We start from the raw sequence: 20,096 nt of genomic DNA, 5'->3' as shown, positions 1-20,096 counted from the left end.
CGCTCAGTGCAGCCACTCCACCCCCGCGCGTTTGAACCCGCGTGTTACGGTGACGGGAGAGACCTTGTAGCGCTTGGCGACTTCGGTGATCGGCAGGCCCTGCTGCATGACGGCCCGGTGGCCTGCTAGGATTCGATCTATGGTGAGCAATGGCGGTCGTCCTAGGACTGTGCCGCGTTGTCTCGCGGCTGCTAGGCCTAGCGCGGTGTTCTCGCTGATCACGTCGCGCTGGAATTCGGCGAAGGCGGCGAAGAGGTGATAGATCAGCTTGCCGCCGGGTGTTGTGGTGTTGATGCCTTCGGCCATTGAGCAGAAGTGAATGCCATCATTCCCCAGCCGCACCAGCAGGTCGGAGAGGTGTTGAACCGAGCGGCCCAGCCGGTCGAGCTTAAACACCACCAGCGCATCGCCGCGCTTGAGCGTCTTGAGCGCCTGATCGAGGCCCGGTCTGCTGGCCTTGCCGCCACTGATGCCATGATCCTTGAAGATGTGATCGCACTGCGCGGCTTTGAGCGCATCAAGCTGCATGCGCAGCTTCTGGTCGGCGGTGGAAACCCGCGCGTATCCTATGCGCCGCCCCGTGACTTCAATGCTTGGGAAAAAGAAGTTCGTCATGACGCAACCTCGACAGAATCGATCCTTTCTGACGAGGCGCTGTGAGTGCTAGTGCTAGCGCCGCATATTGGCGGGAAACCGCTGCTTCCAAAGTGTTGTCGTCTCATTCTCGTGCTGTTTTCCTCCGTGTACAATAACGATCGTTTATGTTTCGCAGAAAAGCCCTAGCACTGGCAACCCTGAGTACCATCGTATGCGGCGGCGCAGCCGTCGCCGATGATGGCTTCAAGAGCAGCAAGTTTCTGACGTACCCGGCGGAATCGCAGAGCAGCTACATCGGAACGGCTGTCATGATGGCTGGCGTGATTGCGTCTAAGAATGTGCCCGAGCAGGCCCGCTGCATCGACAAATGGGCAGCAACGCATATTGCGTCCGGGTATCAGCCGGTCATCGAAGCAATGCAGAATTTCCCGGAGTATCACCCCACCGGGGTCATCATCGCGGTTCTCCAGAAGTCATGCGGGTCGTTCGATTATGCAAAGCGATAGTCAGGGAATGTCGGGAATAGCGACACCGGCGCTTGGGCGAGGCTGATCCACGATGGCGGCCGACCGGCCAATTGTTTCATGCACGCGGTGTTCCACGAGTTTTTCCGCGATCTCGCGCTGTCCTTCACGGAGTTCGGTTTCTGTGATTGGATTGTCCTTATCATCCATCAGGTCGCGGAACCGGCCCAGCGTATCGACGCGAAAGCCTTGAAGCGCTTCAAGGCGAGTGAGTCTGTCTTTGACAGACTCACTGTCTTCTAAAAACTGCTCGTAAGCAGGTTCATCGCCCCGCCATTCGATCCGGTCGGCGATATCATCGTTCACAGCCTCGCCGCGCTCGTTCCGAACTATCCCGTGCTTGTCCTTGAAGACCGGGCTGTCATCAGTCGGCAGCTTGGCGGCACGGCTCCGGGTCTGCTCCAGCTTCTCCTGTGCCGCTTTATGCGCCGCTTCGGCTTTGACGATAGCGCGGTCAGTCGCATCTTCGGCATCGCCCAAGGCACCCATGGTGTCGTTGTAAAGTGCGGCATAGCCCGGATTGGTGGCCAGCAGCATCTGAAGGCGGGAAGTGAATTCACGCTGCGCCGATCTCTGGGCGCTGGATGCGCCGGAGCGGCCCTGACGGCGTTCTTCAACGAATTCGGTGCCGTGGAAGCGGGCCTCGCGGCCAATGTCGATCCCGGCCAGCTCACGCTCATTATCGCGGCGATCTTCCTCGCGCGTGCGCGCGGCCTCGATCTCCCACTGGTTAGTCAGTTCGCCTTTGTCGTACGCCACTTCCCACTACATCCGTTGTTTTATGACTATTGTACCGTAAACGGAGCATCGAAGTCAAAAATAGCGCCGCTATTTCTTGTCCGTGCGCTGCTGCGCTTTACGCTTGCGAGGCCGCACATATCTATCGCGAAGTCGTAGCCGACCTGCTCTCCAGCGCCGAAGAAGTCATTCGCCAAGAGTCTGATTGTGAATACGAGCGTGGACGGCCTACCGAGGGCTTGTCACATCGGCTTGCGGTGATCAAAGCAAGCGTAAAATTCGCGCACGAGCTTGCAAAAAACTCCCGCATGGCTTCCCAGCGACGATTGAAAGCGCAGTACGAGCTGGACGCTATGCTCCGTTAAGCAGGCCCCGCTCCCAACCCACCAACGGGTTGATCCGGCCTTCTTCGCGATGCAAAGGCGTAGGCTGCTGGAAACGTAGCAATCGCCCCCGCGCCAAACCGCACGCTCACCTCAGGCGGAACATCCAAACCAATAGTTGCCAGCGCCAAGCCTGTCGCAACCGCCAAACTATATTTGCCGTAGCTTTCCCAAAAAAAACGATCTTTCAGCATTTTTTATTGCTCCTTATTCTCCTTCTTGTGGTTGGAAATACTTTCCCATCATTAAATCCTGCGACATAATATAGCAATTACTATTTTTCATCTGCCTTTAGTTCAAAATAGACTTCCTCAATTCTGTTCCAGCCCCAACTGGCTGATGCTGCAGACAGCACCCCCACAAATAGGTAGGGCGCTTTCGCCGCCAGAGCGACATCCACCACCATCGCGCCCAATCCCACCACGCCCTTCCCTAAAAGTTTGGCGGTCGACGCCTGCTTGGGCGGCGCAGGAGCAGAAAGTTCGTTTGATATCTTTTCCCGCAGCTCGCATGACCGCAATTCCATTTGAAAAATAGAATTGGCGAGGCTCTCGGCTTTGCTCGGCGTTTGGCTCGGTATCGTGGGCGATGCTTTAATCGTATCCTCGACGTAGATCGCCGTCTCGCGGCTAGCGCCGAACTGCTTGAAGGCTGTGATTTCGTAGGAGATGAACTTGTCTTGGGAAACCTTCTGGAGGGCTTCCGGATCCGGGTAGTCCTCAAGAAAGGCGGACATCTTGGCAGCCACCCCATCCCGTGTGGCCGTCCGCATGGAAGCGCAAGCAGCGCCTGCGATGATCGCCACATCTCCATTCAACAAGCTCTGCTTGTTAACGTGCTCGGCTATTACATTGAGATCGCTAACATAGGGGGCCGGATCAAGCGGGCGTTCCTGAGCATGTGAAGACCCACAAAAGAGGCTAAAAAGACCAAGCGCATAAGCAACTGTTCGCAACATAGAGACCCCCACTAAAAATCGGCCAATAAGCGAGGTTTTAGCATAATCAGTTCACGGCGATACGAAGTCGAGTAATCTGCTCCGGTGACACTGGCACGGAGAGGATGTGGCGGGCTCTGGGTTCTATATGTTTTGGGCACTCGTCGGCCTACATGCCGGAGTGTGTGCCAAACGTGCGCTGCCAATCTGGGCGGAAGCGGTAAGCGAAACCGAAAAGCGGGCATCATTGCTATCGCGGAACAGTGGCACTGGCGCGAGCCAACAGGCGCGATGATCGGATTGTTATTCTCGCTCGATCCTTGACGTTAAAAATGTAACAATGTTACATATCGGCATCGAGCCCCGGCAAGTGCGCCTCCAGTTCGATGTTCCATTCCTCAAGAATATCGAGGAGTTGGTTCAAGGATTGTCCTTCTAGGTGCACCAAACTTAGGCGCAAACGCTGGGCGCGTAGCGCGGTCTGTCTGTATTTCGCACCAAAACCGTGCGCTTCAGCGTCAAACGCGGCGCGTTTTGAATGATCCCCGTGACATCATCGGCGTGCGTCGGTGCACCCGCCGCCTCTCCGCAGATCCACAGCGGCGCAAGGCTCCCGTCGTCGAGGTGCGCGCAGATCTGCTCGCCATCGCACTTGGAGCACGATCTCTCGGTGCCGATCTTCGGGCGGAATAGCAGGCTCTCGCACCAGCCGCCGGTCGCGGCCCCACCCAATGTGACCCTGTCGCAACGCACCTCAATCATTTGCCGAGCCCCCTATCATTTCTATACTTTTAAAGTAGAGATTTGGCTCTGAAGTTGGGACAGGGGATCGGTTTATGGCGTTTCGGGCAGATTTTTTGCGCACGGTTGTGATCGCAAGCGCTTCAATAGTCGTCAGCAGCGTTCAGGCGCAGGAGCAGGCTAAGCCCGCGGAGGCCACCGAGCTTCCTCCGCTCGAAGTCACTGCCAAGCAGCAGAAAGCCGCCAAGAAGCCGGCGGTGAAAAAATCTTCGCCCGCGCCGCAAGCGTCCGCCCCCGCTCCTGCCGCCGCGACGGAGCCCCCGCGTGGGGCTTCTCCTGGCACCGGCCCTGTCAACGGATATGCCGCGAAAGAAACGACCACGGGCATCAAAACCGACACGCCGCTGCGCGAGGTTCCGCAGTCGGTCAGCGTAGTCGGCGCCGAGCAGATCCGTGACCAGGGGGCTCAGTCGCTGCAGGATGCGTTGCGTTACGTGCCGGGCGTCGTCGCCGACGGTTACGGCGTCGACAGTCGTACGGACACCACGTTCATTCGGGGTGCCGAAGCAGCTGAATATGTCGACGGTTTGCGTCGCACGTTCAACTACTACACCTATAATTATCGCATCGATCCGTACTTTATGGAGCGCATCGAGGTGCTGCGCGGCCCCGCGTCGGTGCTTTACGGCCAGGCGCCTATCGGCGGCATCATCAATTCCGTTTCCAAGCGTCCGCAGGACGTGCAAAGCGGCGAAGTCAGTGTGGAGTACGGCTCATTCGACTTCAAGCAAGTCAAGTTCGATACCACGGGGCTCGTGACATCGGACGGCAAATGGTCTTACCGCCTGACCGGCGTTGCGCGCGATTCCGAGACGCAGGTCGACTACGTCGACGATGATCGCTACGCCATTCAGCCGGCGATCACCTTCCGTCCCGACAGCAACACGAGCATTACGGTTCTCGGCAATTTTCAGAAGGACCAGACCGGCTCCACCTCGCAGTTCTTCCCGATCGTCGGCACGCTGTTTCCAAACGTGAATGGCCGCACCATCCCGCGCGACCGCTTCATTGGAGAGCCGACCGATCACTACGACACGGATGTCGCCTCGGGCACGCTGATTGCCGAGCACAAGTTCAACTCGGTGTTCAAGCTAAGCCACGTGTCGCGCTTTGCGGACATTCACAACAACTACGACAGCACCTACGCTGCGTGGTGGCTTGGCTACGCGGACGTGGACCAGGAAAAGCTGTATCGCGAGAGGTGGAAAGTGATCACCGATACGCAGACTTTCAACCAGGACACCAATCTCGAAGCCAAGTTCTCGACCGGTGTCTTAACCCACAAGGTTCTGGGTGGTGTCGATTATTCGAATTTCCAGGCCCGCCAAGGATCAGCTACCGCGTTAGATGTCGAAGGCTTCAACGTCTACAATCCGGTCTATGGGCAGGGACGGTGGGCCGGGACGGATTGCGCCGGCAATTCCTATGACGGCACAACCACGTCTTTACCCAGTCTTGATATCTGCTCCTTCGCGGATCAGAAAGTCACCCAGAGCGGCCTGTACCTTCAGGATCAGATGCGTCTCGGGAACTGGATCGCGGTCCTTGGTGCGCGCAAGGACTGGGTCGAGAATGAGACAGGCGGTAGCACCCAGAAGGACGACGCGGTCACCTACCGCGCCGGCCTCATGTACGAGTTCGCGTCGGGCTTCACCCCTTACGTAAGCTATGGCGAATCTTTCGTCCCGGTTGTTGGGACGACCTCGCCGGCCAGGGGTGAGACTCAGTTCGATCCTCAAGCAGGTCGTATGTACGAGGTTGGCTTCAAGTATCAACCGACGGGCGCTCAGTGGATGATCAACAGCGCCATATACGAAATCGCCGAGAGCAATCGGCTGGTGTCGGATCCCCTCGACGGGGGCTTCAGTGTGCAGACTGGCGCGGTATCCATCAGGGGCTTCGAGATCGAGCTGACGGGCCAAGTCACAGAGAATCTCAAGGTCGTTGGTGGCTACTCCTACACGGACGCGCAATACGACGACGGCACTGACATCGACGGCAATCAGCTCGAGTCGGTTCCCAAGCACCTGGCATCCATGTGGGGCGTGTGGGCGTTCGACCAGCCTTCTCTCAAGGGATGGTCAGTTGGAGCCGGCGTGCGCTACATCGGCGCCTCCTGGGACAGCTCGAATACAATCGAGACACCGGACGTCACGCTGTTCGACGCCATGATCGCCTACGAGCAGGATAACTGGCGCTGGTCGATCAACGGCAAGAATCTCGAGGACAAGGAATACTTTTCGACGTGTCTCGGCCGCGGCGATTGCTGGTACGGTTCCGCGCGGACGATCACCACGGGGCTGACCTACAAGTTCTGAAGGCCCCAGCCCGTTGCGGCGAGTAATGCTTGATCACGAATGCACTCCGAGCGGCATTGCGTCTCCGAGTGCATTCAACGTTGCGTTCGGCACCATATTGTAGTCTTTTCGAGTCAAGTTTACGCAACCGCGCACACGGTTCAGGGTTTCGATGCGAGCTACTTTCACTGTCGTCCACCGCTGGGCCGGTCTCTTCATTGCCGTGTTCCTGTTCATCGCAGGGGCGACCGGCGCCGTGATCTCGTGGGATCACGAACTCGATGAATGGCTGAACGCGCATCTCTTCGACGCCAAGGCGACGGGCAAGACGCTGTCCCCCCATGAACTCGTCAGCCGCGCGGAGGCTGCCGATCCGCGGATACGTGTCAGCTACTTCCCGCTGTCGTTCGAGGACGGGCACAACGCCAGCTTGTTCGTCGAGCCGCGCGTCGATCCAAAGACCGGCGAGCTCTATAACGTCGAGTACAATCAGGTCTTCATCGATCCCGTCAGCGGAGACGTCGCAGGCAAGCGCTTCTGGGGCGCCGTCTCGCTCGATCGCGAGAACATCCTGCCGTTCCTCTACAAGCTGCATTACTCGATGCACATCCCGGACTTCTGGGGCATCGATCGCTGGGGGATGTGGTTCATGGGCATCGTCGGCATCGTGTGGCTGTTCGATTGTTTCGTCGGCTTCTACCTCACCCTGCCTCGACGGGCGGGACAGGTCAGCTCCGAGATCGAGGAACAACAGAGCCCCGTCACGAATGGAGCCCGGCGGAGCTGGTGGCAACGCTGGAAGCCAGCCTGGACGATCAAGCGCGGGGCCGGGTCCTATCGCCGCAATCTCGATCTGCACCGGGCATTTGGTCTGTGGCTTTGGGCGGCGCTTTTGATTTTGGCATTCACGTCGATTTCGATGAATCTCAACAACGAGGTCGTGCGGCCCATCCTCAGCCGTTTATCGTCGTTGACACCGGATGCATTCGACGACCGTACGCCGGTCCCTAGTAACAAGCCGATCGAGCCGAAGCTGACGTTCCCGCAGGCCATCGACATCGCCAGCGAAGAAGCGCGCCGCCGTGGCTGGACGGAACCGGCGGGCGCCGCGTTCTACGGCCTCGAGCACGGGATCTATTCGATCAGCTTCTTCGAGCCCGGCGACGATCACGGCTCAGGAGGCATGGGCGTCAAAATGCTGTTCTTCGACGGCGCCACCGGTGCGCCTGAAGGCGGACGCATACCGTGGGAAGGCACCGCGGCCGACATCTTCATGCAGCTCCAGTTTCCGCTCCATTCCGGGCGCATCGCCGGCCTTCCGGGTCGCGTCTTCCTGTCGGTCATGGGCGTCGTCGTAGCGCTGCTGTCGGCGACCGGCATGATCATCTGGTTTAAAAAACGCGCCGGCCGCATCTCAAAACGCAGGGCTGCGCGGACTCACTCAGGCATTGCCCTGGCTGGCGACAGCAACTGATCGGCATCGGAAAGATATCTGAGGCCGACGTCGCGAGCGATGCAAGCGAAGCCGCCCTGGCTCCCTCTCACGGCGTCCGCTTCCAATCCCCGGTCACCTTCAGCTTTGCCGCAAGATAGTCGATGAACGCCCGGCTCTTTTTCGGGATCAGGCGTCCGGTCGGAAGCACGGTGTAGATGCCGCCGTCCCCTTTGACCGTCCACCCCCGCAAGATCTCGCGCAAACTGCCGTCGTGAAGGGCAGGCCCGGCCAGCCAGTCGGGCGCGAGGATCACGCCCGCCCCGCCGATCCCAGCCGCGAGCGCGGCCTCCGAATTGTCGGTGACATAGCGGCAAGGCGGCCGGACGGTTTTGCGTCTCGCACCGAACTGCAAGCGCCAGTCCGGCCAAGACGCGTTGCCCGTGAATCCGATACAGTCGTGATGGGCGAGATCATCGGGCGTTTTGGGGGTGCCCCTCCGCTTGAGATACGCCGGCGCGGCCGCCAGCAGCATGCGATGGCCGCCGATCTTTCGCGACTGCAGTGAACTGCTCGGCAATACGCCGACCCTGACCGCGAGGTCGAACCCCTCCGCCAAGAGATCGACCATCCTGTCCGAGAAACGCAGGTCGACGCGGATCAACGCGTGCTGCTCGAGAAACCCCGCGATCAGCGGAGCAAGCCACAGACGCCCGAACGTCGACGGCGCCGAAACCCGCAGCAGCCCTTGCGGCGCCGCGGCCATGTCTCTGACCTCGAGGTTCGCCGCCGAGAGCTCTTCGAGAACGGCCTGGAGGCGCTTGAGGTAGGCTTCTCCCGCTTCCGTCAGGGCCACGCGCCGCGTCGTGCGAACGAGCAGGCGAACGCCGAGCCGCGCCTCCAGCTGGCTGACGCGCCGCGAAACGACGGAGGCATCCCGCTCGATCTTTTTGGCGGCGGCGGCAAAGCCGCCGAGTTCGGCGACGGCAACGAACGCTTCGATCCCGTCGAAATCGGCGCGCGCCAATTCCTGCATCGTTTGCACGAGTCAAATGCTCCGAGCGGCGATTATCGATCCATTCTTAAAGGCTACATCAGGGCCAGTCAAACGCAGGAGAGACTTGCCATGAAGACCTTCATCTCGATCGGCACCGGCCCTGGAATGGGCTTTGCCACGGCAGAACGGTTCGCCAAGGAAGGCTACGCCGTCGTGCTGGCCGCCCGCAGCGCAGATAAAGTTCGCGATCTCGCGTCGCAACTCACCGCCAAGGGCTTCACGGCCGAGGCGACGACGATCGACACATCCGATACGGCCGCTGTCGAAGCGCTGGTGGCCGACGTGAAGGCGCGGCACGGCTCTGTCGATGTCGTCCACTACAACGCCGCATCGAAGCGCGAGTCCAAGATCGGCGATCAACCGTCCGACACGTTCGTGTCCGACCTGGCGACGAACATCGGCGGCGCAATGGCTGCCGCCAAGGCGGCCGAGAAGGCGATGGCCACACAAGGCGCGGGCAGCATTCTTTTGACCGGCGGCGGCTTCGCCCTCGCCCCCTCGCCCGACTACATCTCGCTGAGCATCGGCAAGGCCGGCATCCGCGCGCTGGCCCTAGGCTTGTTCGAAGACTTCAAGACGAAGGGCATCCACGTCGCGACGGTCACGGTCAGCGCGTGGGTATCTCCAGCGTCGGACCACGCGACCGCTGTCGCGGAGCATTTCTGGCAGTTGCACAATGAAAAGCCCGGCTCCTGGACGAACGAGGTCCAGTACGCCTGATAGGCGAAGTCATGCTCGAGCCTGAGCCGATGCGGCAAGGCGCATGAAACGTCCGAATAACGTTGGGAGGCGCCGGCCCTTGAGCCGGAACGCCTCCCAACGCTGATGATATTTCGCGCCTCGTGCCCGGGCGCGCCACCCGCGCGCTCAGGCGTATCGGCTTCCGTTGGTCACGTTGCCTGCCTTGACCGAGGCCCGCCTCGTTATGACGTAAGCGAACGCCTCGTCATGACGTAAGCGAACAGTGTGTCGCCGCCGACAACGCAATATTTTGCATCAAATGTAGTTCCCGGGCGCCGTGGCGGATCCGGCGACACTGCCTGGGAAGTAGTTGGCACCCCCGCCGTTGACGTACAGCAATGCGCCAGTGTTCACGGAATATCTTGCACCTGTCGCTGACCCAACGAAGGTCATGGCGTTCGCGCGCATCAGCGCGTTGAACGATGCTGCTGCGAATGATGAGGAGAACGCAGGGGTTCCCGTCAGGGTAGCCGTTCGAGATGTTGTCGTGACGTTGCTGAAAGTTTCGGAAAAGAGGTGCCGAAGCGCTCCCCCGCTAATTGCGTAGTTGGTCAGCGCCGTGACCTGACCACCTTGCGATGCGCGCACATGGTTTCCTGCACACGCGCCGAACTCGATATTCGAATGCCGAATTTCACCTGTTCCAAAAGCCCACAGGCATTCGCCGCTCGTAACGGTTTCCAGCTTCATATTGCTGATGTTGAAGACCACGCCGCCCAGATTGGGCCCGTAGAAACACGATCCACTTGTTGCGGTAACCGTGGTGGACGCTGCGCCTGCGCCTGATATCGTGACCGCCCCAGAGCCAACGGGGGATTTGAGTGTGTTGGACCCCGTTAAATTAAATGCGCCTGCGCCGACATTGAGCGTGACGCTATAAATCGAGATGTCGAGCGCCCCGATGATGTCGAGCGCTTTCTGGATCGTCAGGAACGCGCCGCCGCTCGTGTTCGCGAGCCCCGTATTCGCATCGTTGCCGTCGGTCCGGACATAGTAGTTGCGGTTCGCGGTGAGCACCTCGCGCCTGGGCGTGAACGGGAACTGCACGACACCGGTTGACCGGTCCGTGACGATCGCCTGTTTCCACGTGCTGCCGTCGGCGCTCACTTTCACCTGGAAATCGTCGTCGCCCGCCAGTCCGAACTCCGCCCGGCCCGAGAACCCCGTCTGAAAAAGCACGCTTCCGGTCTGCCCCGCGGAGGCTTTATTGATTTTGAGCTGGTGGCCTGCCCCGTCGTGATTGAACAGCGACGCCGGGCTCGCAACGGACAATCTATTCGTAGTGTCCGCGGTGGCGTTCACGCCGACCATCGCCACCGGGTTCACGCTCCCGCCCGCGCCCGGCGCGGGGATCCAGCTGGTGCCATCGAACGCGTAAAGCACGTTCTCGTCCGCAACCCACGCCAGCCAGCCTTCGAGCGGAACATAGATGGCCCACGCGCTGTCCTGATAAGCCGCGATGTGCGTTGCCTGCCCGGACCATACTCCCGTCGGCGCCGCGCCGACGATATAGCAGGCACCGGCCGCCGGCGAACCCGGGGGCGTGGCGAGATCCTTGTCGAGCACGGAGAGCTGCACCACCGCATCGAGTGCACGCAGCGCCTCGTTGTGAGTCACATGCTTTTGCGACTGCGCCGCAAGAATGTAGGGAAGCTTGAGAAGCGTGGTTTCATCCATGGGGCGCGGGCTCGTTGCGGAAGCTCCCGCCACTATCGCCGCGCGCCAAACTGCGGGGATAAAATGACTGCGAGGATAAATGACTGCGAGGATAAATGCGCTCGCCGGCAATTTTCAGCGGACGAACGTCCGCGCGCTCTTGCATTCCCTCGGCGGACCCGTTACACCCGCGAACGTGATGTGCTAATAAAATAGCATTTTCAATAGCTTGTATCATTTGCGCAGACCGTGCGCATCGCGCGAGGGTGTCCCATCATGTCAAGCCCATCGATCACGCTTCACAAGGGCGACCTTGGCCCCGGCGTCACCTTCAAGGGCAGCGTCGCCATCGACACCGAGACGCTGGGCCTCAATCCCAACCGCGATCGCCTGTGCCTCGTCCAGCTTTCGGCCGGCGACGGCAGCGCCCATTTGGTCCAGCCCGACCCGTCGACCTACGACGCCCCGCGCCTCAAGGCGCTGCTTACCGACGCCTCCGTCGTCAAGATTTTCCACTTCGCCCGCTTCGATCTCGCCGTGCTGGAAAAATACCTCGGCGTCTCGGTCAACCCGGTCTACTGCACCAAAATCGTCTCGAAGCTGGTGCGCACCTACACGGATCGCCACGGGTTGAAGGACCTCACGGCCGAACTCCTCGGCATCGAGCTTTCGAAGCAGCAGCAGAGCTCGGATTGGGCCGCCACGACCCTCAGCCAGCAGCAGCTCGCCTACGCGGCCGCGGATGTGCTCCACCTGCACGCGCTGAAGGCCAAGCTCGACGCAATGTTGGAGCGGGAAGGCCGTGGCGCCTATGCCAAGGCCGCCTTCGAATTCCTTCCCACCCGCGCGAAGCTGGATCTCGCCGGCTACGGCGAAGACGACATTTTCGCGCACTGAACCGGTTATTGCCCCCGCGGCGGCCGCTGCAGCCGAAAAAACTTCAACAATTTCTGGGGACTTCGCCCCGCCCAAGTCCCAATCTCACCCCAATTCGAAGTGATTGTCCGCTGGCTTTCCCACGTGCAAGGTGCGTAGGCGGACCTCGAAGCGCGACGCGGGGTTTGGATGCCATGCGCACCCTGCTCCCGCAGCGCCCGAACCGGACCGCCCGGACAGAATGACTGCCCCGGATGAAGCAAGGCCCGGATGAAGTTAAGGCCTGGGCCGGAATGTATCTGACCAGGACTAGGCCCCAGGACTAGGCCCAGAACTAGGCGATGATGCCGGAGATCTCGGACCACGTATGGTCGTAGCTGCTGATCACCAGATCGCCCCGTCGATCGGTCGCCGCACAGGCGACGGCTTGGCCCTTGCCAGCGTCGACCGCGTACGCGAATTCCGCAAGGCGAGGCAGCGCAGCCGGATCGTGCGCACACTGCGCGTCGTGCTTCCCGTCTCCGCGCTTGGGCTGATCGGGGTCTACGCCCTCTCCATCGCGGAAACGACCGGCATCGTGGGGCCCGACTCCCTGCCCGAGCTCTCCATCCGCAAGGTTCTGCCGACCGACCTCGTCATGAAGAACCCCCGCTATGAAGGGTTCAACGAGGATGGCGGCAGTTACGTCTTCACCGCCAAGACCGCGCAGCAGGACATTCTCAAGCCGAACGTCATCCAGATGAACGGCATCGTCGGCGAGGTCTATCAGGCTGACAAGACCCGCACCGACATCACCGCCAAGCGCGGTCAATTCCAGAACGACAGCGGCGTTCTTCAACTTTTCGATCAGATCAACGTCGACTCTCAGACAGGCCTGAAGGCCCGCCTCACGGAAGCGACGATCCAAACGAAGAAAGATCTCCTCACGTCGTCCAAGCCGGTTCTCGTCGAATTTCCGAACGGCTCCGTGAAGTCGCAACGTATGACGCTGCGCCAGAAGGCGCGCGAAGCAACCTTCGCCGGCGCCGTCATAGCCGAGCTCACCCCGCCACCGGACGAGAAGAAGGACACGCCCGCCGTCGCAACCGAGGACGCCGCGGCAACCGCGATGTTCACGCCGTCGAACGGACCGATCATCATCGAATCCGAACGGCTCGATCTCAACGACGGCAGCAAGAAAGCCGTCTTCGTCGGCAACGTGCGCGCCCGCCAGGGCGACGCGAACCTGACGAGCCCCGAACTGGAAGTCACCTACGAAGGCGAAGGCCTGATGGGTCCGACCGGCAAGGCGCAAACGCCGGCCGCCGCGCCGGGCGCCTCTCCGGCCGGAAAGGTCAAGCGCATCGTCGCCAAGAAGCCCGTGGTCATGAAGCGCGCCAACGGCGACATCGTCACCAGCGACATGGCCGATTTCGACGCGCCGTCGCAGACCGCTATCCTCTCGGGCGAAGTCGTCATGACCTCCGGCACGGATCGCCGCGCGACGAGCGAGCAGGTCGAACTGAACGAGGCCACCGGCGCGATCGTGCTCTCGGGCAACGTGGCGGTCAGGCAGGCCGGCAACGAATTGCAAGGCGGCCGCCTCGCCATCGATCGCAAGGGCGGCACGGCGCACCTCACGACGCCGCCGGAAGGATCGTTCGGACCGGGGCGCATCACGGCGCGCCTCGTTCGCGACGCCGAGGCGAAGCAACCCGCCAAGGCTGCTGCGGACGATCAAGACTCCTCCGGGCCCATGTCGTTCAAGACCAATCCGACCGCGCCCATCGATCTCAACGCGGATGCGCTCGAAGTCGACGATCAGCGCAAGCGTGCCGTCTTCCGGGGCGACGTCGACGCGACCCAGGACGGCTTCAAGATCCGCTGCGCGGAGCTGACGGCGCATTACAAGGGCGAGGCCGGGCTGGTGGACGCAGCCAGCATGGGCACGGAGCCGGCCGAGGGCAAAAAGCCTGCTTCGGAGCTAACCCGCCTCGAAGCCCGCAAGGACGTTCGTGTCACCTCGAAGGACGGGCAGTCCGCGACCGGCGACTGGGCCGACTACGATGCGAAGAACAACAAGATCACGATGGGCGGCAACGTCGTGCTGTCGCGCGGCAAGAACATGGTTCGCGGCACACGCCTACTGATCGACATGACGACCGGCGAGAGCAAGATCGATACCGCCCCGCAAAACACGGTCGCCGCGCCGTCGGGTGGCGGCTGGGTGACCAAGCAGCCGGCCGAGCCGGCCGCCGAGGGGAAGGGCCGCGCCAGCGCCGTTTTCTTTCCGCAGGACATGAAGGAGCAAGAAGAAAAGGGCGGGTCCGGCAAGGACAAGGACAAGGCCAAGCCCGCCCCTCAGGACAAGGCCGTCGACGGATGGTCCGCAACAGAGTCGCCGGCCAGTTCGCCGGACTAAGCCAGGCGATCCATGCTCCCGAAGTCCCCCGCATTTGACTCGCGCCGCCAAACGCCGTCTCGTAGGACCCATCCACCCACCGTTGTCCGCACCCTTCACCTTCAGCACGGCAGTCCGCCCGAATGAAACTGTGGCCCCTCCGGTCAGCCCGCAACGCGCAAGCCTCCGATCCCACGGGATATGACGGAGCAGCCCAAGGCTACGCCGAATCGAACGAAGAGCGCCGCCTCGCCTCCCATCAGGGCTGGCTCGTCGCGGAGAACGTCCAGAAGAGCTACAAGAAGCGGATGGTCGTGCGCGGCGTCAGCCTTGCGGTCGGCCGCGGCGAATCCGTCGGCCTGCTGGGTCCGAACGGCGCCGGCAAGACGACCGTGTTCTACATGATCACCGGCCTTGTTCCCGCCGACGCCGGACAGATCTCGATCGACGGCCAGGACGTGACCGCGCTGCCGATGTACCGCCGCGCCCGTCTCGGCATCGGCTATCTCCCTCAGGAAGCCTCGATTTTCCGCGGCCTGACGGTCGAGCAGAACATCATGGCCGTGCTCGAGCTGGTCGAGCCGAACCGCAAGGCGCGCAAGGAACAGCTCGACAGCCTGCTCGAGGAATTCCACATCGCGCGGTTGAGAAAATCGCCGTCCATGGCGTTGTCCGGCGGCGAGCGGAGGCGCTGCGAGATCGCTCGCGCACTGGCCTCCCGGCCGTCGTTCATTCTTCTCGACGAGCCGTTCGCCGGCATCGATCCGATTGCCGTGGGCGACATTCAGCAGCTGGTCCGCCACTTGACGGACCGCGGGATTGGGGTCCTGATCACGGATCACAATGTGCGCGAGACGCTGAGCCTGATCGACCGCGCCTACATCATCTATGACGGACAGGTTCTCACTCAGGGTAAGCCGGCGGAAATCATTGCCAATGAAGATGTACGCCGGGTCTACCTGGGAGACATGTTCGTTAACGCGCGCTGAGCAAAGCCTTGGCCTTGGTCCACTCTGGAACGTTGCGCCCGCGCTGGAGCGTAAAGTCATGAGGACCGATCGGACTGCCACCCTTCACCTGACACGGTGCATGCACACTGCGGCGACCCAGTTCGCGCCGCAGGGCCAAAGTCAACGTGGTTTTCATTTCCATGGGGCATGCTCGCCGTCGTGCCGGCAAAAAATATGCCGCCACGCGGAGGGGAGCGTGAGCCATGATGGGCGCGAGACCTTGCACTTGGCGCTAACCGGGCCGAACCGATCGCGGCAGCCGTCGATGCGCCGCATCGGAACTGGACGCGTCGGAAACTGAAAGTTTGGTATGGCGCTAACGGCAAAGCTTGAGCTGCGGCAAGGCCAGCAACTGGTGATGACACCCCAGTTGCAGCAGGCCATCCGCTTGCTTCAGCTCTCCAATCTGGAGCTTGGCCAGTTCGTCGAGACCGAGCTCGAGCGCAATCCGCTGCTCGAAATGGACGAAACGCCCGACGTCTCGCCGAAAGAGCATGACGTCCCCGTCGAGCGCAGCGAACCCGCCGGCGATGAGGAATGGCTCGATCTTGCCAAGCCCGTCGCCGAAGCGGACGGCGGCCTGGACGGCGACGACGGATCCTACAGCGACAGCGCCGCTGCTCCCGGCAGCATGGACGCAGAGTCCGGCTGGGCCAACGTGCGCCAGCGGATGAACTCCTTCAACGGCGAGGAAATCAACCCGGAAGCCTTCGTCTCGAGCGAGCCGTCGCTGCGCGATCACCTGAGCGAGCAGCTGCCGCTCTCGGTCCACGGCCAGGCCGAGCGCCTCATCGGCCAGCACCTGATCGATATGGTCGACGAGGCCGGTTACCTGCACGCCGACCTCGAGCAACTCGCGGCCAAGCTCGGAGCGCCGCTCGAGCTGATTGAAAAGGTCCTGGCGACGCTCCAGACCTTCGACCCGGCCGGCGTTTTTGCGCGCTCGCTGGGCGAGTGCCTGGCGCTCCAGCTCAAGGAGCAGAACCGCTACGATCCGCAGATCGCCGCCCTGCTCGACAACCTGCACCTGCTGGCGGCGCACAACATGCCCGCGCTTCGCAAGGCCGTCGGCGCCGAAATGTCGGAAATCACCGACATGATCGATGAGATCAAGCGCCTCAATCCAAAGCCTGGCCTTAAATTCGGATCGGTCCAGCTCCAGCCCGTCGTCCCGGATGTCCTTGTGCGGCAGGCCGCCGACGGCACGTGGCTCATCGAGCTGAACAGCGACACCCTGCCCCGCGTGCTCGTCAACCGCACCTATTACGCCGAGGTCAACAACACGACGCGCACGGCGAAGGACAAGGACTACCTGCTCGAGTGCCTGCAGACGGCCAACTGGCTCGTCAAAAGCCTCGATCAGCGCGCCCGCACCATCCTCAGGGTGGCGGAAGAGATCGTCCGCCAGCAGGACGGCTTTTTCACTTACGGCGTCCAGCACCTGCGGCCGCTCAACCTGCGCACCGTCGCCGACGCCATCTCGATGCATGAATCGACCGTCTCGCGGGTCACCTCGAACAAGTACATGGCGAGCCCGCGCGGCATCTTCGAGCTCAAGTACTTCTTCACATCCGCGATCCAATCGGCAGGGGACGGCGAAGCGTATTCGTCGGAATCCGTCCGCCATCGCATCAAACAACTGATCGATGGCGAAAACGCCCGCGCGATCCTGTCGGACGACAAGCTCGTCGAGAAGCTGAACAAGGAAGGCATCGACATTGCCCGGCGCACGGTCGCCAAATATCGCGAGGCGATGCGCATTCCCTCGTCCGTCCAGCGCCGCCGCGAAAAGCGCCAGCTCGAGCGGACAGGTCGCTGAAGACGGTCGCCGAAAACGGCCGTCGAAACCGTCCGCGGGCCCGCCTTTCCCCGGGGACCGCGGTCCGCTCCGGGATTGACACCACCCCCCCGCCGCACTAGCGTTTCTTGACGCGGCTCGGAGCCACGGGGGCCGAACCAAAGAATTGTAATAATTAAAGAAAGCGCTGAGTTGCTTGTGCTATTTTGCGTCCCGTCGTTGGGCAGATTGTCCGGCGGCGCGAAGTGCTCTGGATCCGCTAACCCTACTTCGAGGTTGCAGCTAGAAAACACACAGTGGGCGGCGCAATTGGCCCGGAACGAGCAATCGCGTCATGGCTGCCGAATCGCCCAAATTGGGGGGTAGGTAGCGCCGCTCGATTGAATTTGAACGTGATTGAAACCGGTTTGAGCCGTCGTCGTTGAGACGGAGGCGAAAACCCTGGGAGTTCAACGGCCATCCGATGGCCGCGTTGATGGGCCCTTTGAAAATGCTGAAAAAGATCGGCGGCAATGTCGATCGTAGACCCGATGGGACCGGACACATGGATTTAGGCGATCTCCTGGCACCTCGTGGGATTTTTCCCGCTTTCGAAGCAACCAGCAAGAAGCAGGCGCTGCTCGACCTCGCGGCGCAGGCAGCCGAGGTCACGCGCCTCGATGCCCGCACGATCTACGACACGCTCCTGCAGCGCGAACGGCTTGGCTCGACTGGCCTTGGTCGCGGCATCGCGGTCCCCCACATCAAGATCGAAGGCATCCCGGGCATCGTCTGCCTGTTCGCGCGGATGGCGAAGCCGATCGACTTCGAAAGCCCGGACGGCGAGCCGGTCGACCTGATCTTCCTCCTGCTCGCCCCCGATCATGCGGGCGGAGACCACCTGAAGGCACTCGCCCGCATTTCGCGCCTCGTGCGCGAGCCCACCGCCCTCGAGCGCCTGCGGTCTGCGCCGGATCTCGCCGCCTTGAAGCGCGCGCTGACCCTGCCCGTCACCTCGCACGCGGCCTAAAGTGCTTCCGGAAAGTGGGAACCGGTCATGGGCGCAGCCATGCCGGCAATAGTGCCCGAAAAGAAGCACGATAAAACAGAGATCGAGAGTCGTTCCGCGATTCCACTTGAAGCGGAACGGCTCTGGTCGTCTCGCGGCGTTCAGCCGAACACGGCAAGCGCCGCCAGCCCCAGCGCCCCGATCGCGATCCGCCACCACGCGAACGGTGCAAATCCGTGCCGGCCGATGAATTCGAGCGCCGAGCGCACCACGATCACCGCCGTCGCGAACGCGACGATGAAACCGACGCCGATCGGCAGCGCATCGGCCACATGCAGCTTCTCCCAGTTCTTGTAGAGATCGAGTGCGAAAGCGCCGGCCATGGTCGGCATCGCCAGAAAGAACGAGAATTCGGCTGCCGTCCGCTTGTCGGCCCCGAGCAGCAGACCGCCAACGATGGTCGATCCCGAGCGAGACACGCCCGGCACAAGGGCCAGACATTGAAAGAGCCCGATCCCGAACGCGCGCGGCGTCGAGATGTCGGTCACGTCCGTAAACCGCACCGGGACCTTGACCCGGTCGACGGCCAGCAGCACGAACCCGCCCAGGATGAGCATGGCGCAGATCAGCACCGGCGTCTCGAACAGCACGTCTTTGATGTAGTTGTGCAGCAGCGCCCCGAACACCGCAGCCGGCAGGAACGCGATCAACAGCGCGACGGCGAACCGGCGCATGCTGGGGTCGCGCGGCAGCGACCGCACCATTTCGATCAGCCGCCAGAAGTACACGTAGACGATGGCCAGGATGGCTCCGAGCTGGATCAAGACCTCGAACGTCTTGCCGGGCGAGTCGAACCCCATGAAATGACCGGCGAGCAGGATATGTCCGGTGGACGACACGGGGAGGAATTCCGTCAGCCCCTCGATGAACCCGAGCAGAATGGCTTGCCAGATCGGCATTGAGGATCTCTCCGGATGGCGATGGAAATACGCACCGACTGGCGCAAAAGGCGGGCGATCCAAGTGGCCGTGACGAAACGCTGCCGCGCAGCGCGGCACTCGGTAGCACGATTGCCAAAACGAGGATACGTTCCGCAAGCAGCGCCCCTATGACGGGCAGCACGTGCCAGACGCATTTCCGCCACACTCATCCAAACGGATCCAAGCCCCGTGCATGCGACGCCGACACTGACGCAATTCAAGCTCTGTCCCAGGTCGCGCTCCGTCCGCTTGGCGCTGGCCGAGATCGGCATCGAGGCGACGCTGGCGGAAGAACGCCCATGGGAATGGCGGCAGTCGTTCCTTGCCCTCAATCCGGCCGGCGAGTTGCCCGTCCTGACCCTCGACAGCGGTTTGGTGCTGCGCGGCGCGTACGTGATTTCGGAATACTTCGCGGAGCTGCTGCAGAACCATGAAAAGGGCGGCCGCATCCCGCCCCTGTTTCCGGGCACCATCGAGGAGCGCGCCGAACAGCGGCGCCTGGTCGACTGGTTCCACGGCAAGCTCGACCGCGAGGTCACCCGCGAACTGCTGTTCGAGCGCATCTACGGCCATCTGCTGCCGGATCGCTCGCACGCGCCCGATCCGGATGCCCTGCGCGCGATCCGCGCCAACATCCGCTATCACATGGGCTATGTGAACCATCTCGCTCATGAGCGGCCCTGGCTGTCCGGCACCGAGATGAGCTTCGCCGACTTCGCCGCCGCTGGGCATATCTCGGCCATCGACTACCTGGGCGAGATCGCGTGGGACGATTACCCCTCCGCGAAATCCTGGTACGCCCGCATGAAGTCGCGCCCGTCGTTCCGGCCGCTCCTCGCCGATCGCATGGCGGGCATCGCCCCGGCCGCCGTCTACGCCGACCTCGATTTTTGAGCCTGGC

At 61.9% G+C, this 20,096-nt stretch carries 17 protein-coding genes; 10 read left to right on the top strand and 7 right to left on the bottom strand.

Annotated elements, in window-relative coordinates; all coding sequences use genetic code 11:
* Positions 1–3: 3 nt before the first annotated feature.
* Positions 4–615 (bottom strand): recombinase family protein, encoded by a 612-nt coding sequence (locus ACTIFK_RS12015; protein WP_439543307.1) that lies wholly within the window; start codon positions 613–615, stop codon positions 4–6.
* A 146-nt stretch (positions 616–761) separates the two neighbouring features.
* On the opposite strand from ACTIFK_RS12015, the gene ACTIFK_RS12010 reads away from it, so the two are divergent.
* Positions 762–1,103 (top strand): hypothetical protein, encoded by a 342-nt coding sequence (locus ACTIFK_RS12010; protein WP_439543306.1) that lies wholly within the window; start codon positions 762–764, stop codon positions 1,101–1,103.
* On the opposite strand, the gene ACTIFK_RS12005 is transcribed toward ACTIFK_RS12010, so the two are convergent.
* The 3 genes from ACTIFK_RS12005 to ACTIFK_RS11995 all read right to left on the bottom strand — a co-directional run bounded on the left by ACTIFK_RS12005 (position 1,104) and on the right by ACTIFK_RS11995 (position 3,200).
* On the bottom strand, positions 1,104–1,880 hold the full coding sequence (locus ACTIFK_RS12005; protein ID WP_439543305.1) for a hypothetical protein: 777 nt from the start codon (positions 1,878–1,880) through the stop codon (positions 1,104–1,106).
* 340 nt (positions 1,881–2,220) lie between these two features.
* Positions 2,221–2,436, bottom strand: a complete 216-nt coding sequence (locus ACTIFK_RS12000) for a hypothetical protein (RefSeq protein ID WP_439543304.1) — start codon at positions 2,434–2,436, stop codon at positions 2,221–2,223.
* Between the two features lie 80 nt (positions 2,437–2,516).
* Positions 2,517–3,200, bottom strand: a complete 684-nt coding sequence (locus tag ACTIFK_RS11995) for a hypothetical protein (RefSeq protein ID WP_439543303.1) — start codon at positions 3,198–3,200, stop codon at positions 2,517–2,519.
* Positions 3,201–4,015: 815 nt separating this feature from the next.
* Between ACTIFK_RS11995 and ACTIFK_RS11990 the strand changes: the two genes are divergently transcribed.
* Both ACTIFK_RS11990 and ACTIFK_RS11985 read left to right on the top strand, forming a co-directional pair.
* A complete protein-coding gene (locus ACTIFK_RS11990; protein WP_439543302.1) occupies positions 4,016–6,298 on the top strand; it encodes a TonB-dependent siderophore receptor in 2,283 nt (760 codons plus the stop codon).
* Positions 6,299–6,449: 151 nt separating this feature from the next.
* A complete protein-coding gene (locus tag ACTIFK_RS11985; RefSeq protein WP_439543301.1) occupies positions 6,450–7,751 on the top strand; it encodes a PepSY-associated TM helix domain-containing protein in 1,302 nt (433 codons plus the stop codon).
* A gap of 67 nt (positions 7,752–7,818) precedes the next feature.
* Here the strand turns inward: ACTIFK_RS11985 and ACTIFK_RS11980 are convergent, their stop codons facing one another.
* Complete coding sequence (locus ACTIFK_RS11980; RefSeq protein ID WP_439543336.1) at positions 7,819–8,745, bottom strand: LysR family transcriptional regulator; 927 nt, start codon at positions 8,743–8,745, stop codon at positions 7,819–7,821.
* Positions 8,746–8,835: 90 nt separating this feature from the next.
* On the opposite strand from ACTIFK_RS11980, the gene ACTIFK_RS11975 reads away from it, so the two are divergent.
* Positions 8,836–9,486 (top strand): SDR family NAD(P)-dependent oxidoreductase, encoded by a 651-nt coding sequence (locus ACTIFK_RS11975; protein ID WP_439543300.1) that lies wholly within the window; start codon positions 8,836–8,838, stop codon positions 9,484–9,486.
* A gap of 276 nt (positions 9,487–9,762) precedes the next feature.
* Here ACTIFK_RS11975 and ACTIFK_RS11970 read toward each other — a convergent pair whose 3' ends face one another.
* Complete coding sequence (locus ACTIFK_RS11970) at positions 9,763–11,184, bottom strand: DUF2793 domain-containing protein (RefSeq protein WP_439543299.1); 1,422 nt, start codon at positions 11,182–11,184, stop codon at positions 9,763–9,765.
* A 255-nt stretch (positions 11,185–11,439) separates the two neighbouring features.
* Between ACTIFK_RS11970 and ACTIFK_RS11965 the strand changes: the two genes are divergently transcribed.
* The 5 genes from ACTIFK_RS11965 to ACTIFK_RS11945 all read left to right on the top strand — a co-directional run bounded on the left by ACTIFK_RS11965 (position 11,440) and on the right by ACTIFK_RS11945 (position 18,236).
* A complete protein-coding gene (locus ACTIFK_RS11965) occupies positions 11,440–12,060 on the top strand; it encodes a ribonuclease D (protein WP_439543298.1) in 621 nt (206 codons plus the stop codon).
* A gap of 346 nt (positions 12,061–12,406) precedes the next feature.
* The gene (lptC, locus tag ACTIFK_RS11960) at positions 12,407–14,440 is read left to right on the top strand and encodes an LPS export ABC transporter periplasmic protein LptC (protein WP_439543297.1); all 2,034 of its coding nucleotides are present in this window, start codon (positions 12,407–12,409) and stop codon (positions 14,438–14,440) included.
* 122 nt (positions 14,441–14,562) lie between these two features.
* Complete coding sequence (gene lptB / locus ACTIFK_RS11955; RefSeq protein WP_439543296.1) at positions 14,563–15,408, top strand: LPS export ABC transporter ATP-binding protein; 846 nt, start codon at positions 14,563–14,565, stop codon at positions 15,406–15,408.
* Positions 15,409–15,739: 331 nt separating this feature from the next.
* Complete coding sequence (gene rpoN, locus ACTIFK_RS11950; RefSeq protein WP_439543295.1) at positions 15,740–17,248, top strand: RNA polymerase factor sigma-54; 1,509 nt, start codon at positions 15,740–15,742, stop codon at positions 17,246–17,248.
* Between the two features lie 523 nt (positions 17,249–17,771).
* Entirely contained in the window at positions 17,772–18,236 is a 465-nt protein-coding gene (locus ACTIFK_RS11945; RefSeq protein ID WP_439543335.1) for a PTS sugar transporter subunit IIA, read from the top strand.
* Between the two features lie 140 nt (positions 18,237–18,376).
* Here the strand turns inward: ACTIFK_RS11945 and ACTIFK_RS11940 are convergent, their stop codons facing one another.
* Positions 18,377–19,174: an undecaprenyl-diphosphate phosphatase gene (locus tag ACTIFK_RS11940; protein WP_439543294.1), complete on the bottom strand. Its 798-nt coding sequence runs from the start codon at positions 19,172–19,174 to the stop codon at positions 18,377–18,379.
* A 210-nt stretch (positions 19,175–19,384) separates the two neighbouring features.
* Between ACTIFK_RS11940 and ACTIFK_RS11935 the strand changes: the two genes are divergently transcribed.
* Positions 19,385–20,089, top strand: a complete 705-nt coding sequence (locus tag ACTIFK_RS11935) for a glutathione S-transferase family protein (protein WP_439543293.1) — start codon at positions 19,385–19,387, stop codon at positions 20,087–20,089.
* Positions 20,090–20,096 lie beyond the last annotated feature (7 nt).

Origin of the sequence: Hyphomicrobium sp. (assembly GCF_051860585.1) — a bacterium.
Lineage (GTDB): Bacteria > Pseudomonadota > Alphaproteobacteria > Rhizobiales > Hyphomicrobiaceae > Hyphomicrobium_C.
Note: the sequence above shows the minus strand (reverse complement) of the source record. Positions and strands in the feature narration are given on the sequence as shown.

Coding starts and splice junctions, on each gene's coding strand:
- ACTIFK_RS12015 (WP_439543307.1), bottom strand. CDS start 615: ATGACGAACTTCTTTTTCCCAAGCATTGAAGTCACGGGGCGGCGCATA.
- ACTIFK_RS12010 (WP_439543306.1), top strand. CDS start 762: ATGTTTCGCAGAAAAGCCCTAGCACTGGCAACCCTGAGTACCATCGTA.
- ACTIFK_RS12000 (WP_439543304.1), bottom strand. CDS start 2,436: ATGCTGAAAGATCGTTTTTTTTGGGAAAGCTACGGCAAATATAGTTTG.
- ACTIFK_RS11995 (WP_439543303.1), bottom strand. CDS start 3,200: ATGTTGCGAACAGTTGCTTATGCGCTTGGTCTTTTTAGCCTCTTTTGT.
- ACTIFK_RS11990 (WP_439543302.1), top strand. CDS start 4,016: ATGGCGTTTCGGGCAGATTTTTTGCGCACGGTTGTGATCGCAAGCGCT.
- ACTIFK_RS11985 (WP_439543301.1), top strand. CDS start 6,450: ATGCGAGCTACTTTCACTGTCGTCCACCGCTGGGCCGGTCTCTTCATT.
- ACTIFK_RS11980 (WP_439543336.1), bottom strand. CDS start 8,745: ATGCAGGAATTGGCGCGCGCCGATTTCGACGGGATCGAAGCGTTCGTT.
- ACTIFK_RS11975 (WP_439543300.1), top strand. CDS start 8,836: ATGAAGACCTTCATCTCGATCGGCACCGGCCCTGGAATGGGCTTTGCC.
- ACTIFK_RS11970 (WP_439543299.1), bottom strand. CDS start 11,184: ATGGATGAAACCACGCTTCTCAAGCTTCCCTACATTCTTGCGGCGCAG.
- ACTIFK_RS11965 (WP_439543298.1), top strand. CDS start 11,440: ATGTCAAGCCCATCGATCACGCTTCACAAGGGCGACCTTGGCCCCGGC.
- lptC (WP_439543297.1), top strand. CDS start 12,407: ATGGTCGTAGCTGCTGATCACCAGATCGCCCCGTCGATCGGTCGCCGC.
- lptB (WP_439543296.1), top strand. CDS start 14,563: ATGAAACTGTGGCCCCTCCGGTCAGCCCGCAACGCGCAAGCCTCCGAT.
- rpoN (WP_439543295.1), top strand. CDS start 15,740: ATGGCGCTAACGGCAAAGCTTGAGCTGCGGCAAGGCCAGCAACTGGTG.
- ACTIFK_RS11945 (WP_439543335.1), top strand. CDS start 17,772: ATGGATTTAGGCGATCTCCTGGCACCTCGTGGGATTTTTCCCGCTTTC.
- ACTIFK_RS11940 (WP_439543294.1), bottom strand. CDS start 19,174: ATGCCGATCTGGCAAGCCATTCTGCTCGGGTTCATCGAGGGGCTGACG.